The following is a 14455-nucleotide window of genomic DNA, read 5'->3' as shown; positions in this document are numbered from 1 at the left end:
TGCCTGCGTTGGATAGCGGGGCGCCGTCTTCGAGGAGTCCGAGAATCCGGACCCTCTGTCCACCACGTGGGATGGACCCCTCTATCCTTCCCGCCGCGGAACAGGCTCTACTGAGAGGCGCTTTGCATTTCTCTCAGGGGGACAGAATGCATTGTCGTTGGCTCATCGTCGCAGTGCTCCTGCTGTCTGTCGGATGTGCCCACTCGAAGCGTGGCCCCGAAGCGGAGCTGCCGAAGTACGAGCACGTCTTCCAGAAGCCGCTGGCGGAGGCGCTCGCCGCCACGCGCCAGCTGCTGGAGGAGCAGGGCTACACGTTCGAGGAAACGGAGGACCCCAACCAGCTCGTCACCACCTGGTCCGAACCCGACCGGGCCGGCTCGCGCAACACCACGTACACGCGCTACCTGGTGACTGGCATCGCCGTGGCCCCACGCCAGTCCGTCGTGCGCATCTTCCGCATGACGCAGCAGACGACCGGCAACGACGTCGAGTGGAAGAAGCTGTGGTGGAAGACGTACCTGGAACGCTGGGAGCAAGAGGCCAATCCCTTCGTGAAGGAGGCGGACTTCAACCAGGACGACGCGATGACCAAGCGGCTGTCCATGTTGCGCGGCGCCCAGCACGGCACCCGAGACCTGGACCTGGAGCAGGCCCTCACCCTTCGGCTGGAGTCCGCGCCCTCCGTCGAAGTCCTCGCCGGCAACGCAGCGGAGGAGAAGCGCCCGGACCCGGTCCGCGCACCGGAGTTCTATCTGGAGCGCTGGAAGGACGAGGCCGTCGCGGAAGGACCGTGCACCACGTCCGTGCGCGGCCTGCCGGAGCTGCTGCACCCGGGCCTCACGCTGCTCATCGGCGAGCAGCTGGGTTCCTACCAGGTGCCGGACGTGGTGGGCCACGTGGTGTGCCAGGCGGCGCAGACCGGGCTCGCCGTGGTGCTGGGCCTGTCGCTTCCCGAAACGGAGCAGGCGCGCGTGGACAAGTACCTGTCCAGCCCCGGCGCCCCGGCGGACCAGGACGCGCTGCTGGAAGGCCGCTTCTGGACTCGCACGTACCAGGACGGCCGCAGCAGCCGCGCCGTGATGGACCTCATCGACCGCATGCGGGCCCTGCGCGCGGCGGGCCTGCGCGTGACGCTGGTGGCCTACGACACGGACGTACTCAACGGCAGCGAGCGCGACGCCGCCCAGGCCCAGGTCTGGATGAAGCGCCGCGCCGCGAAGCCTGACGAGATCCAGGTGGTGCTCGCCGGCAACACGCACACGCAAGTGGAGAAGGGCACGCAGTGGGACCCGGCCTTCACGCCCATGGCGCACCTGATGAAGGCGGACCGCTCACTCGTCGTGCTGGACATGAGCTACGCGCAGGGCACGCGCTGGGGCTGCGACCTGGACCGCGACAGCAAGCTGGTCTGCGGCATCGTGGGCGCCACGCCCGCTCCGGCGGTGGCCGCCCGCCCCGGTCTGAGCCCCTACATCCAGCTGCGTGAGACCGCGCCCAACGAGCCCTTCCAGGGCCTGCTGTACGTGGGGCGGCTCACGGCCTCCCTGCCGGCCATCCTCGGACCACAAGCGGCGCCGCCCACCGACCCCGCCCAGGCCCCCCGGATGCCCGGCCGTGACATCCCTCTCCCGGGCGTCTTCTAGCGGCCTCCCTGGAAGATTGACGACCGTTAACGTCAGGGTTGATCATTCACCCTGACGTTAACGGAATCCGTCCGCCCGGAGTCACCGCCATGAAGCCCATCCCCCAGGACTGGCCGCGCATCTCCTCCAGCCTCTTCTACGTGGACGCTCCCGCCGCCATCGACTGGCTGGAGCGCGCGTTCGGCTTCCAGACGCGCCTCAAGGTGGAGGGCGCGGACAACACCATCGTGCACGCGGAGCTGGCCTACGGCGACGGCGTCATCATGGTGAACTCCTCCGGGCGCCACGGCCTCCACCAGAGCCCGCGGCTGCACGGGGGCGTCAACACCCAGACGCTCACGGTCTACGTGGACGACGTGGACGCCCACTGCGCCCAGGCGCGCGCGGCCGGCGCCGACATCATCCAGGAGCCCGAGACCAAGAACTACGGCGACGACTGGGGCACCAACCGCACCTACGGCGCCCAGGACGTCGAAGGCCACCGCTGGTGGTTCACCCAGCGCGTCTTCACGCCGAAGTAGGCTCCCGTCATGGCCACCCCGTCCGCGCTCGACCGCACCCTGGCCGCCCTCGCCGACCCCACGCGCCGGGGCGTCGTGGACCGGCTGCGCCGCCGGCCCCACCCCGCCGGAGAGCTGGCCGCCGCATTCGACATGAGCCCCCCGGCCATGTCCCGCCACCTTCGCGTGCTGCGCCAGACGGGGCTCGTGGAGGAGCGCATCGGCGCGGACGATGCGCGCGTGCGCGTCTACTCGCTGCGCCCGGAGCCCTTCGCCGCCCTGCGCGGCTGGCTCGACGAGGTGGAGTCCTTCTGGGGAGACCCACCGGGTGCATTCAAGGCCCACGCCGAACGCACCCGAGGCACGAAGCCTTCCGGGAGCCGCAAGTCATGACGGCCCCTGCCCGCTGACTACTTGCAGGGGCCGCAGTCCGAGCAGCTGTCGGCCGTGTTGCCGGTGCCGCACTTCTCCGTCAGCTGACACACGCCGTCGCCGCAGCGGTAGATGTCCTGGGGCAGCATGCGCGTGGTGATGGGCCGGTAGTTCACCCCGTTGTACGTGCAGCGCGTGTAGTACGTCCGCGTGGCGTCCAGCGTGCAGTAGTAGCGGCACGCGCCCACGTGCTGCATGGGCGTGCACGCCGTCGTCTCACTCCAGGACGACAGGCCACAGGTGCGCACCGTGCTCTCGTCGTAGTCCAGGTACGCGCCGTCATTCGCCGCGAACACGCCCTCGCCCGTGAAGAGGTTGCCGAAGAAGCACGCCTCCTTCTCGCTATAGGTGCTCAGCTCGTCCTGGGTGTACGGCACCGCCCCGCCCACCGCGTCGCGCCCCAGCACGGAGATGTTCACGTGCACGCCGTACTTGTTCGCGTGCGCCGCCAGACACGCGCTCACCACCTGCTGCTCCGCCACCGACATCGGCTGCCCCGCGGACCAGTCCGGCGCCAATCCCAGACCCCCGCCCCAGGTGTAGGGCTTGCCCGTGGACGGAGCGTGGTACCTCAGCGTCGTCCCCGCCGCCATCGAGCACTTCACCACGTAGCCCATCACCATGTCCGACAAGGCAGCGTCCTGCTGGAACCAGGTCCGGAACGCGTTCGTGGCCAGGCCATTCACCGTCAGGCCATTCACTGTCAGCCCATTCACCGTCAGGCCATTCACTGTCAGGCCATTCACCGTCAGGCCATTCACCGTCAGGCCATTGGTGGAGGCCAGCGCTTCCGAGGACTGGCCCACCGCCTCCGTGGCTTCGTCGATGGGAGCACCGCAGCCCACCAGGACCGCGGCCAGACAGAGCGCCGTCCAGGGGGAGGAACGGAGCAGGGAGCTGCGAGGGGGATTGAGATGCATGGGGACTGCCTCCGCGTGAGGGCCTCACGAGCCGTGCGGCCTGATCAACCGGTAAACGCACTCCGATGAAGCGCGCAGCATCCCTGCCCTCCCGGCCCATCCCCTTCGGTCCTTCGCACAACACGCGCGGCGTGCGGCGGCGGACGCTCCCTCCCTCAGCGCATGGCGGCGAACGCTCACCCCTTCCAAAAGATCAGGCAGTCCGCGTCCGGCTCCGGCCCGCCTTCGCCTTCGCCTTCGGGCGCGGCGGCCGCGGCAGCCGCACCGTGAACGTCGTGCCTTCCTTCTGCGTCGACGTCACCTCCACCGTCCCCCCGTGCGCCTGGACGATCTCCTTCACGATGAACAACCCCAATCCCAGTCCGCTGTTGCGCCTGCCTCCCTGCTCGCGCTCGCCTTCGCCCTGGCGGAACGGATCAAACAGCCGCTCGCGCAATTCCTCCGGGATGGGATTGCCGGGGTTCTGCACCTCCAGCACCTGGTGCTCGCCCTTCGCCCAGCAGCGCAGGAACACCGGCGCGTCCGGGCTGCCGTGCTCCAGCGCGTTGCCCACCAGGTTGGAGAGCACCTGCGCCAGCCGCTCCGAGTCCCACTCCCCTTCCGCCTTGCCGTCCACGTCCACCGCCACCGCGCGGTCCGGGTACGCCGCGGACAATTCGTCCACCACCTGCTGACACACCGCCCCCAGGTCCGTGGGGCCCTTGCGCAGCGGGATGCCGCCGGCCAGGCGAGCGCGCGTCAAATCCAGCAGGTCCGCGATCATGTTCCCCATGCGCGTCGCGGACGCTTCAATCCGCTGCGCATGCTGCCGGTGCTGCTCCGGCGTGCACTCCAGCGGCCCCCGGCGCTTCTGCGCCCGCGCGGACAGCACGATGGCGTTCAGCGGATTGCGCAGGTCATGCCCCAGGATGCCGATGAAGCGCTCACGGAAGCGCGCCTCCTCCACCATCGTCTCCATCTGGCGGGTGCGCTCGGTGACGTCCATCATCGAGCCAATCATCCGCACCGGGCGCCCCTCGTCGTCGCGCGCCAGCACGCCCCGGTCCAGGACATGCGCCCAGCTGCCGTCCGCGCGCTGGAAGCGGTACTCCTCGCTCCAGACGTCACCCGTGGACGCGACGAACTCCACCAGCCGGTCCACCACCCGGTCCCGGTCGTCGTCGTGCACACGCTCGCCCCACCAGCCCAGCTTGTGCTCCAGCACGGACGTGGCGTGGCCGAACGCATTGCCCGTGCCCGGGTCCCACCGCACGTGGTCCGTGGCGAAGTGCCAGTCCCACAGCACGTCATGCGTGGCGCGCGTGGCCAGCCGGTAGCGCTCCTCCGCCTCGCGCAGCGCGCTCACCGTCTGCTCCGCCCGGGCCAGCGCCGCCTCCACCTCCTGCCGCGCCGCCCGCTCCCGCTCCGCCTGATGCGCGTCCGCCGCCTGCCCCTCGTCGCGCGGCAGCAGCCACAGCGCCAATCCCTCTCCGTGCCGTACCACCACGTACCGCCGCCCCGCCGCGTCCCCGGGCAGGAGGCCCACATGCGGAACACCGCGCATCAGCACGCGCACGAGCGTCGCCACGTCGAACAGCGCGGCGCCCTCCCGCGTCCACAGGGACACGTGACGGCCCAGCTCCAGGGAGCGCACCCAGCCCTCCGCCGGCACGTTCATGGACGTCCACCGGAAATCGAGCGCTTCGCCCGTCTCCCCGTGCAGCGGCTCGAGGAGGATGCAGGGCGTCTCGCTGTCAGCGGACAGTTCCCATGCCGGAGCCATTCCCGGCCCCCAGGACAAACCCATCATCGTGCTCCCCCCGACGCTACAGGTCTGTTCCCCCACCCCTAACGTCGGTGCCGGGCAGGCTGGAAAAACCCGCGTCTCACGGAATACTGACACATCTGGCCACGAGTGGAGCAGCCCTGGAGGGCAGGGGGCGCGAAATTCGGTTCACCCCCGAGCAGTGGACCTGCCCTGGAGGGCAGGTCAGTACCGGCCCTTGACGCCGATGATGGGCAGGGCGATGGGCAGTCCCACCGCACTCTTGGTCAGGGGTTGCCGGCTGTAGCCGCCGCCCAGGTAGTCGAAGCCCAGCGTCTCCGTGTTGAGGGTGACGTTGAGCATGTCCAGGTAGGCCTCCAGGCTGAATGTTTCATAGGCCCAGGCCTTGGAGACGCGCAGGTCGAAGCGGAAGAAGGCCGGCAGCCGGTCCACCTGATCGCGATCCACCTGCACCCACGTGGGGCGGCCGTCGGTGTCCACGCCCTCGCGGTGCGTCTGGCTTCCCAGGGTGCCGTACTCCGGGCGTCCGCTGTTGAAGTGGAGCACGCCTCCCAGGGTGATGTTGTTGGAGAACTTGTGGCTGACCACCAGGTTCAGGATGTGTGTCTGGTCGAACGCGAAGGGCAGATCCGCGGTGTCCTCGGAGACGGCCCGACCTGACGAGTCATATCGATAGAAGGTGGTGCGCCGCGTGCTGCGCTGGAGGCTGTACGAAAGCCAGCCGAACCAGTTGTTCCCCAGCGGGTAGCGGATGAGCAACTCCAACCCATACGCCAGACCCTGGCTGGTGAAGTCCGGGAAGTCCCAGTCGTCCCGGCTGAGGGGCGGTCCATCCACGTTGATTTGCCGCGCGCGCACCCGGCGGAAGCCATCCTGGCGGACGCCCCCACCTCCGGGCGCGGGCGGCGGCCCGTCTGGCTCACCGCCGATGTCGTCCAGGTCGTCCGTCAGGCCCTCGTCGGAGAAGGGCGTGAGTTCAATGGTGCGCAGCATGGGGTTCACATAGACATCCAGCCCCACCTCCCACTTGTCGAAGGCCTTCCACTCCACGCCCGTGGAGAGCTGCACGCCCTCCTGGAGGCCCAACAACAGACTGCCCACGTCCACCACCGGCAGGCTGATGAGGGTGGTGGGCGGCTGGTGGAAGATGCCCGCGCCGCCCTTGAGCGTCACGGTGTCGGTGAGCTTGTGGCGCACGGTGAGGCGCGGCTCGAGGACCTTGTGGTCGAACCCGCCGGACAGGTGGTAGCTGTCCAGGCGCAGGCCGGGCACCACCGTCCATCTGTCATTGGGCGTCCACACGCCTTCCGCGTACGCGCCGGTGAAGGTGGCCAGCGCCACGGGCACGCGCACCGTGTCCTCCTCCACCTCCTGGCCGTTCTCCACCGAGAGCACGTCCACGATGGCGCGCTTGTGCTCCAGGTCCGCGCCCGCGCGCAGCAGGAGCCGCTCATCCAGCGGCACGCTGTAGCCCAGGCGCCCGGAGAAGTTGTCCTGGTCGATGTAGATTTCGTTCCCGTTGTCCGGCCCGCGCGACACGACGGCGAAGCGGTCCATGCCCCAGGTGCCGCCAAGCTCGAACTCCCCCTTGCCCAGCGGGTGGCGGCCGCGCAGGTCCACGCGGTGGAAGGCGACGGACTGGAGCGCCGTGTCGCCCTGGTCGTCCTGCGCCTCCGAGCCGAAGGTGTCCGACGAGCCAAAGGCAAACAACCGCAGCTTGCCCCGCCCCACGTCCTGCTCCACGCGGGCCTGGTAGTCCCAGAAGTCCAACACCACCTTGGGGTTGGTGCGCCCCGGCGGCGGCGGGTCCTGCAACTGATTGGCCGCGAGCGCGATGATCCACGGCGTATAGGAATAGCGGCCCGCGAGGCTGACGCTGGTGCCGGTGGACTTGAAGGGCGTCTCGATGAAGAAGCCCGCGTTGATGAAGTCCGCGTAGGCGCTGCCGTGCACGCGGTCGTCGCGAGGCCGGGTGAGGCGCCCGTCGATGGCGCCGCCCATCAGCCGGCCGTACTGCGGCGGCGGCGAGCCCGGATAGAAGTCGATGGCGTCCAGGAAGTCCGGGTGGATGACCGCGGGCCCCAGGAACAGGTGGAAGAGGATGGGGATGCGGATGCCATCCAGGAAGTAGCCCGTGGACGCGGGCTGGCTGCCGCGCACCACCGGGTACGCCACGCCGGACAGCATGCTGCCCACGCCCGGCAGCAGCATCACCACGCGGAAGGGGTCGCCCATGGTGCCGGGCACCTCCCGCAGCTCCGCGTCGTGCAGCGTGATGCGGCTCACCTCCGTGCGCTCACGGTCGCCGCGCACCACCGTCTCGTAGGGGTTCACCACGAGCGGCTCCAGGCCGTAGACGACCTCCAGCGACTCGCTGGCCTTCAGCGCCTCGCGGAACAGGCCGGGCTTGTGGCCGGGGGCGAACACGCGCACCGCCTGGCCGCCCGTGGGGAAGCGCGCCTCGAAGCGGCCGTTCTCGTCCGTCTGCACCGGCGAGTCCGGCGCCGCGTCCGACACCAGCGTCGCCCCAATCAACGGCCGGCGGTTGCCCTTCTGCCGCACCAGGCCCTTGAGGGTGATGGGACCTTGCGGCATCAGCGTGCCGCCGTCCGTGTCTGTCGCTACCGGGACGGGCGCCTCGAAGCGGTACTCGAAGGACAGGCGCACCGCGACGGGCTGGCCCTCCATCATCGCGGGAGAGAAGCGCAGGGAAGGCGCCGCGTGCAGCGCGGCCTCGTTGAGCAGCGGGTGCACGCCCTCCACCAGCGTGGCGGTGTCCACCTCGCCCGCCTCGTCCACCAGCAGCTCCAGCTTCACCGTGCCCGCCACGCCCTCGCCCACCAGCCGGGGCGGGTACGGCGCGGGCGAGTCCCCCACCAGCGCGGGCGGCACGAAGGCGGCCAGCGCGGGACCTCCGTCCGCACCCGCGGCGGCCTCGCCGGGCTCCACCACCCAGCCACCGTCCGGGGTGCGCTGGAGGTCCGCCTCCTCCGTGACAGGCAGGCCCGCGTCCAGGGTGTCGCCCAGGCGGGCACTGCCAGGGTCCGCGTCAGGGGATTGGGCCCGAGCCGGGAGCGCCAGCCATGACAGGCACAGGGAAAGCGCCAGCGCGGCGGCGTGCCAGGGCGTACTCCTCTTCGCGAAGGTCATGGTCGATGGCGTTCGTGCAAGGCAGGTCCCGGCCAGCATCCATGAGGCCAGGGGATGTCCGCCCTGACAAGCGTTGCTCCGTGACGCATGCCATCACCGCCCGACCAGGGCCGTGCGGGCGGCGCACCCTTTCCGCTGGAGGACACTTGCCCTCCGCGTCACGTCTCGCCGTGGATGCCGGCGTGGGTCCCCGGGACGGGGCGCCCCATTTCGGATCCATCCCCACCTTCCAGGAAGTCGCCCTTTCCCATTTCCCCGGACGCCATGCCCATGGTGGAACGCCCCAACCCTCCCAGAGCACTCTCCAACGACATGCACCAAGGCAGGGTTCGCGCGGCGCCCGGCGTCACGCGAGCCTGCTTATGATTCCCCCGCCGTCCCTGCGCTACCTTCCCCACGGACTGCTCGCGTCACTGCTGTTGGGCCTGATGTTGATGCCGCTGCTCTTCCCGCCGTCGCTGGCGCGCGCGGGCAATGAAGGACCGGACACGTTCATCGACGAAGGGCCTCCCGGGGCCACGCCCTCCAGGGAGGCCACCTTCGTCTTCACCGCCACCACGCTGAAGCCCGTGTTCTGGTGCTCGCTGGACGGCAGCCTCTACATCCCCTGCGAATCCCCGTGGCGCCTGAAGGACCTGCCCGTGGGCGAGCACACCCTGGACGTGTACGCGGTGGACGTGAACACCGCGCAGCGCGACCCCACCCCGTCCGGCTGGGTGTGGAGGGTGACGAAAGCCGACCCGCGCGCGGGCACGGCCCGCCCTCCCACGTCGGCTCCCTGAGAGGCCCCTTCAGCGGCGCGTGGGCAGGATGGCGCTGGCCACCAGGCTCATCAGCTTGAGCTGGGGGCGCGGCAGCCGGCGCACCGCGCGCAGCAGGCGGCGCATCTCCGGCAGGTCGTCCTTGTCCGTGGAGTCCTCCTCCCACAGCCCCGCGCCCGCCGCCGCCGCCAGGGCCAGTCCCAGGGACGCGTCCGCGGACAGCTGCAGCGCCAGGCACAGGCGGAACAGCGTGGGGACGCTGGGCATCATCTTGCCCCGCTCCAGCCGGCCGTAGACCTCCGACGCGATGCCGACGCGATCCGCCACGTCCGCCTGCGTGAGGCCAGCCCGCAGCCGCGCGGCCCGGGCCGCCGCCCCCACGCTGACCGCCAGCTTGCGCTCCAACTGCCGCCGCGACAGCGCCGCCGCCGACGCGGGCGCCGCACGGGGCTTCTTCCGGACGCGGCCGGATGCGAGAGGACCTCGGGGGTGGGTTTTCACCACATCAACCTTGCACGTGACGTCCGGTGGGGTGGCCGCAAGGCTCGCGACCCCTCCACCGCCGGAACGGTTCAGAGGTCGTTATAACCCGCCACGTCACCCGGGCCCATCCCTATATGGGAGGTAGTCCTGCATTCCCCCGTCCACGGGAAGCGCGTCGTTCACGGCTCCATTAGCCCACATGAAACGACATACGAACGCAGGAAGGACAGGGAGATTGTCCGGGTTCGGGGCCCCAGGTTGCGCCGGGGCTCAACCGTCCGTCGTGGCGACGCGTTCCCATCCGTCGGGGTAGTGCGTGACGAGCCCCAGGGCGTCGGTGTCCAGTTCGGCGACGAAGGAGCCTCCCGCGCTCTCGTAGCGGTAGCGGGTGGAGGACAGCCGCGTGTAGCGCTGCTCCAGCCGCTCCAGGGACAGGTCCGGCAGCCGCACCCACGCGGCCGTCACGTCCCGGTCCTGGCCCGGCTCCAGCCCCAGCCGGCGGATGGGCAGGGTGTTGGTGGCGGGGGTGACGCTCAGGTCCACGTCCACGCACCCGCGCAGCTCCGGCACCTCGCGCCCGTCGCGCCACCAGCGCTGGTGGTCATCCACCTGGAGCACCAGCGTGCGCCGCGTGCCGCCCTGGTGCACGGCCAGCCGCACCTCGCGCGTGTGCCAGTCCGGGTCGCATGCCACGGTGTAGCGCACGAGCAGCGGCAAGCCCTCGCCCACTCCCACCACGGTGCCGGTGAGGAGGGGCCCTTCGGCGGACTCCCACAGCTCGAAGTGCTCGGTGCCGGGGGACTCCAGGCGCCGCCAGGTCAGGGCCTGCAGGCAGCGGCCCTCGGGCGCTCCGCCGGGCCGGGCGGTGCGCGCCGTCATGGAACCGGCGGCCTCACGGCGCGCCCCGTCCGGCGTAGAGGCAGTCCAGGGCCTCGTCCAGCAGGCAGAGGGCGGCGTCGCTCCAGCCGCGCAGCCGCTGCTGGGGCGTGGGGCGGCCCACGTGGGGGATGAGCTGCGCGTCGGCGGCGTCCTCGATGAACTGGGCCTGCTGCTCCGGGTTGAGCTCCGCCCAGCGCCGGTGGCCCACGGCCTTGCGCCAGTCGTAGCCGTCCCCCAGGTACTGGGCGGCGAGCGCGCCGCTCAGGTAGCCCGTGCCGCCGTGCTGGTGCTGCCACACGTGCGTGAGCTCGTGCACCAGCAGCCGGAAGCCCACCGCGCCGTAGCCGGGCGGGATGAAGAGGACGTCCCCGTGAGCGAACGCGCGGCCCGGCAGGCCCAGCAGGCCCAGGGCGCCTTCCTTCACGCGCACGCAGCGGTAGTCCAGGCTGTCGCCGAAGATGGGACGCAGCCGCTCCACCTCCGCGTCCGTCAGCCGGCGGCCCACGGGCTCCAGGCCCGTCACCACCTGCACGGCGGACAGCACGCGCCCGCCCAGCATCAGCACCAGGTCCACCGGCACCTGCGCCACGCGGAACAGGCAGCGCTTGAGCTGCGGCAGCCCGTCGCGGGAGCGCCCCGTCGCGCAGCGGGCCATGCCGCTGGCGAAGAGCATCAGCGCCAGGTACGCGCTGCGCGCGGCGCCCGCGGACGCCCCGGCGATGCCGGTGAACAACCCGTGGCCCGCGTCCGCCACCCGCGCCGTCAACGGCGCCAGGCGGGGAGCGTCACGGCGGGAGTCACGGACAGCTTGCGGATTGAGCGAGGTGGGAGACCCCAAGGACCCTCTCCAGGAGCGAGCGCAGCTCACCGGCGCGCCAGGGCCGGCCGAGTGCGAAGTGGGTGTCACAGGCCGTCAGGAACGTGGCGCTCGCTTCAGGACGGAAACTGGAGGACAGGAGGATGCGCGGACCGTGGAAGCCCCGGTCCACCAGACGGCAGAGGAAGTCGCTCACGACGCGGCGATCCGCGTCCAGGTCCAGCACCAGCCCGTCCACCGCCACGCCCATGTCCAGCCGCCGGTCCGCCGACGTCGCCCCCAGCGCCGTCACGATCCGGCACCCCAACCCCACCTCGCGCGCCACCGCCAGCCGGACCTCGGGGGCCTCGGAGACCACCAGCAGCACCGGCGCCGCCGTCCCCGTCCGGGGCGAAGCGACCGGGACCCGGGCCCCGCGCCGCGCACCCGGGACCGCGGGCGCCGTGGGCCGGCTGAAAGCGAATTCCGGGACAAGGAGGGAAGACAGTGCGGTGGACACGTCCCGAACAATAAGCAGCAAGAACGGAAATATCAAGCTTGGCTTGAATCACCGGCAGAACGGGGAGCTCCTACCAGGGTGAGGGCTGCGATCTCCGGGGCGGGGCCCAGGCGCAAGGGGGGGCCCCAGTAGCCAGTGCCGCGGTGCGTATAGACCCGGGTCCCGGCGACAGTGGCCAGGCCCTGGACGACGGGCTGCTGGAGCTTCACGAAGAACATGAAGGGGAAGATCTGCCCGCCGTGGGTGTGGCCGGACAGCTGGAGGTCCACGCGCAGGCCCTGCAGGGACAGGGCGGTGCGGGGCTGGTGGGCCAGCAGCAGGCGGGGCACGTCCGGAGGGGCACCCGCGAGCGCGAGGTCGGGGCGGCTCTCCAGGGGCGGATCCATGTGGCCGGCGTCGTGGTCGGTGACGCCCGCGACGACGAGCTTCGCGCCGCCGCGCTCCACGACGCGGTGTTCGTTGGTGAGGACGGTGATGCCCAGCCGGGCGACCTCGGCCATCCAGGCGCGGGCGCCGTGGTAGAACTCGTGATTTCCGGTGACGTAGTAGACGCCCAGCGGGGCCTTGAGGGCCGCGAGCGGCGTCATCTGGCCGCGAAGCTCGTCCACGGAGCCGTCCACCAGGTCCCCGGTGATGGCGACGAGGTCCGGCTTCAGGGCGTTGACCTGCTCCACCACGCGCTGGAGCCACACGCCGTCCAGGGTGGGGCCCACGTGCACGTCGGACAGCTGCACGACGCGGATGCCTTCCAGGCCCGGGCCCAGGTCCTTCAGCGCCACGGTGGTGCGCTCCACGCGGGCCCTGCCGCGCGCGGTGACGAAGGCGAAGGCCACGGCGGGCACGACGGTGCCCAGCACGGCGGCCGCGCGGCCCCGGGCGAGCGCGTGCATGTCCGTGACGGTGCCGGACAGGGACAGCGCGGCGCCGACGACGTCCGAGGCGAGCACGGCGGTGAGGAACACGCCGAACGCGCCCAGCCAGAGGTACGCGCCCCACTGGATGATGCGAGAGAGGCCGGTGGCCTCGCGGCGGGCGGCGCGGAAACCCGCCAGCAGGACGAGGAAGCAGAGGCCCAGGAGCCCCCAGCCCACGGCGGTCCAGGGAGCGGGCCAGCCGGGCGCGGTGAAGAGGCGCAGGCCGATGTAGACGTGCAGCGCGACGGGCAGGCCCAACCCCAGGAGGAGGGACAGCACCCACCGCCAGCCCGGAGCCCCAGCCGAGCGCCGGGCCCGCCGCGAAGAACCTTCTTTCGAGGACACGTCCGTCGTCACGCGCGCCACCCTGTCGTCCCGGGAGCCGGGACGCCTTCGAGCGCGGGAAGATAACGGCCACTCCCCCGCCGCGCCCGCCGACCCGGCCGGACGCCTGGCGGGCCCCTCAGCTCCGCATGCGGCGGCGGCGCACCAGGGCGCCCAAGCCCACCAGCGCCCAGAGGCTGATCATCCCCGCGGGCGCCGAGCCGCAGCCGCAGCCCACGTCCAGGTCGGTGGGGCCTCGCACCTGGAAGCCCACCTCCGGTGAGCGCGGCCCCGCCTCGCCCTGCGCCGTCACCACCTGCGCGACGACCTTGTGCGCCCCCTTCGCGAGCGCCGTGTCCGCCGTCAGCACGTGGCGGAAGACGCCTTCGTCATCCGCGGTGGCGGTCGCGAGCGCCGTGCCGTCCAGCTCCAGCCGCACGGACGTGCCGGGCAGCGCCACGCCCACGAACATGAAGGTCGGATCCACCGTCGCGCCCTCCTCGGGCACGAGCACCATGGGCGTCGCCGGATCCGCCGTGCCCGCGTCGGTGCCGCCATCCGTTCCGCCGTCCGCGCCGGCCACCACCACCTCGAAGCCCACGACGTCGGAGAACGGACCGTCCTCGCCCGCCTCGTTGTGCGAGTGCACCGTGACCTTGTGCGTGCCCACGCTCAGCGGCGCGGAGTCCGGCACCTGGAAGCGGAAGCGCCCCAGCAGGTCCACCGGCACGATGTTGTCCGGTCCGTCGTCGATGACCACGCCCACGTTGGTGCCATTGGGCGCGGTGCCGGCGAACAGCGGCGTGGGCCCCACCGTGTCCCCGTTCGAGGGCACCACCAGCACGGCCATCTGCACGACGCCACCGTCCGCGAGCACCACCTCGGGCGTGGTGAAGCGCACCGGCGCGGAGGGCTTGCTCGCCACGCCCAGTGACTCCGCCCAGGCGACCACGTCGTGCGTGCCCGCGCTCAGCGGCGCGGTGGGGTTGTAGGTGAAGCGGCCATCCGACCCTGGCACCGTCGCGCCAATCTCGCGCCCATCCACGACGATGTGGACGACCGGCCCGTTCGTGCCCGCGGTCCCTTCGAAGCGCGGGCGCGTGGTGGTGGACGCCTCGCCCGACACCGGCGCCGTGATGACGGGCGTGACGGGAACCTGGAAGGGCTGGGCCACCTGCTGCACCGTCCCCGTGGACGTGCCCCCGTCCGGCCCCGCGCCGTACGAACCCGCGCCCGGATAGGCGGACACGCCCGCGCTGCCCGCGCTCACGTTGGGCACACACGCGAGGGTCTTGCCCTCGAGCAGGATCCGGCCCCCGGCGCCACCACCGCCCGGCCCGAAGGGCTGCTTGTCCAGCTGGGTGTTCC

13 protein-coding genes are annotated in these 14455 nt (G+C 71.3%); 4 read left to right on the top strand and 9 right to left on the bottom strand.

Annotated elements, in window-relative coordinates; translation table 11 throughout:
* Positions 1–146: 146 nt before the first annotated feature.
* The 3 genes from D7V80_RS17980 to D7V80_RS17970 all read left to right on the top strand — a co-directional run bounded on the left by D7V80_RS17980 (position 147) and on the right by D7V80_RS17970 (position 2536).
* Positions 147–1643, top strand: coding sequence for a hypothetical protein (locus D7V80_RS17980; RefSeq protein ID WP_120589332.1), 1497 nt, complete (start codon positions 147–149; stop codon positions 1641–1643).
* A gap of 89 nt (positions 1644–1732) precedes the next feature.
* Entirely contained in the window at positions 1733–2164 is a 432-nt protein-coding gene (locus tag D7V80_RS17975; RefSeq protein ID WP_120589331.1) for a VOC family protein, read from the top strand.
* Between the two features lie 9 nt (positions 2165–2173).
* Positions 2174–2536 carry a helix-turn-helix transcriptional regulator gene (locus D7V80_RS17970; RefSeq protein WP_120589330.1) on the top strand — a complete coding sequence of 121 codons (363 nt, stop codon included), beginning with the start codon at positions 2174–2176 and terminating at the stop codon, positions 2534–2536.
* 17 nt (positions 2537–2553) lie between these two features.
* Here the strand turns inward: D7V80_RS17970 and D7V80_RS17965 are convergent, their stop codons facing one another.
* From D7V80_RS17965 to D7V80_RS17955, 3 genes are all read right to left on the bottom strand, one after another.
* Positions 2554–3495, bottom strand: a complete 942-nt coding sequence (locus D7V80_RS17965) for a hypothetical protein (protein WP_120589329.1) — start codon at positions 3493–3495, stop codon at positions 2554–2556.
* Between the two features lie 193 nt (positions 3496–3688).
* A complete protein-coding gene (locus D7V80_RS43655) occupies positions 3689–5257 on the bottom strand; it encodes an ATP-binding protein (protein ID WP_158616656.1) in 1569 nt (522 codons plus the stop codon).
* Between the two features lie 207 nt (positions 5258–5464).
* Complete coding sequence (locus tag D7V80_RS17955) at positions 5465–8410, bottom strand: TonB-dependent receptor domain-containing protein (protein ID WP_120589327.1); 2946 nt, start codon at positions 8408–8410, stop codon at positions 5465–5467.
* A gap of 362 nt (positions 8411–8772) precedes the next feature.
* On the opposite strand from D7V80_RS17955, the gene D7V80_RS17950 reads away from it, so the two are divergent.
* On the top strand, positions 8773–9192 hold the full coding sequence (locus D7V80_RS17950) for a hypothetical protein (protein ID WP_120589326.1): 420 nt from the start codon (positions 8773–8775) through the stop codon (positions 9190–9192).
* Between the two features lie 9 nt (positions 9193–9201).
* Here the strand turns inward: D7V80_RS17950 and D7V80_RS17945 are convergent, their stop codons facing one another.
* From D7V80_RS17945 to D7V80_RS17920, 6 genes are all read right to left on the bottom strand, one after another.
* A complete protein-coding gene (locus D7V80_RS17945) occupies positions 9202–9672 on the bottom strand; it encodes a helix-turn-helix transcriptional regulator (protein ID WP_337459953.1) in 471 nt (156 codons plus the stop codon).
* A gap of 252 nt (positions 9673–9924) precedes the next feature.
* Entirely contained in the window at positions 9925–10533 is a 609-nt protein-coding gene (locus tag D7V80_RS17940) for a putative glycolipid-binding domain-containing protein (protein ID WP_120589324.1), read from the bottom strand.
* Between the two features lie 13 nt (positions 10534–10546).
* Entirely contained in the window at positions 10547–11371 is an 825-nt protein-coding gene (locus tag D7V80_RS17935; protein WP_014400371.1) for a hypothetical protein, read from the bottom strand.
* The gene (locus D7V80_RS17930; protein ID WP_233585459.1) at positions 11331–11717 is read right to left on the bottom strand and encodes a hypothetical protein; all 387 of its coding nucleotides are present in this window, start codon (positions 11715–11717) and stop codon (positions 11331–11333) included. Before D7V80_RS17930 ends, D7V80_RS17935 begins: the two co-directional genes overlap by 41 nt.
* 164 nt (positions 11718–11881) lie before the next feature.
* Positions 11882–13042, bottom strand: coding sequence for a metallophosphoesterase (locus tag D7V80_RS17925; protein ID WP_120589323.1), 1161 nt, complete (start codon positions 13040–13042; stop codon positions 11882–11884).
* Positions 13043–13226: 184 nt separating this feature from the next.
* On the bottom strand, positions 13227–14455 hold a 1229-nt coding region (locus tag D7V80_RS17920), incomplete at its 5' end, for an MYXO-CTERM sorting domain-containing protein (protein ID WP_233585457.1).

Origin of the sequence: Corallococcus sp. CA054B (assembly GCF_003611625.1) — a bacterium.
In the GTDB taxonomy this organism is placed as follows: domain Bacteria; phylum Myxococcota; class Myxococcia; order Myxococcales; family Myxococcaceae; genus Corallococcus; species Corallococcus coralloides.
This window is presented reverse-complemented; position numbering and strand designations above follow the sequence as displayed.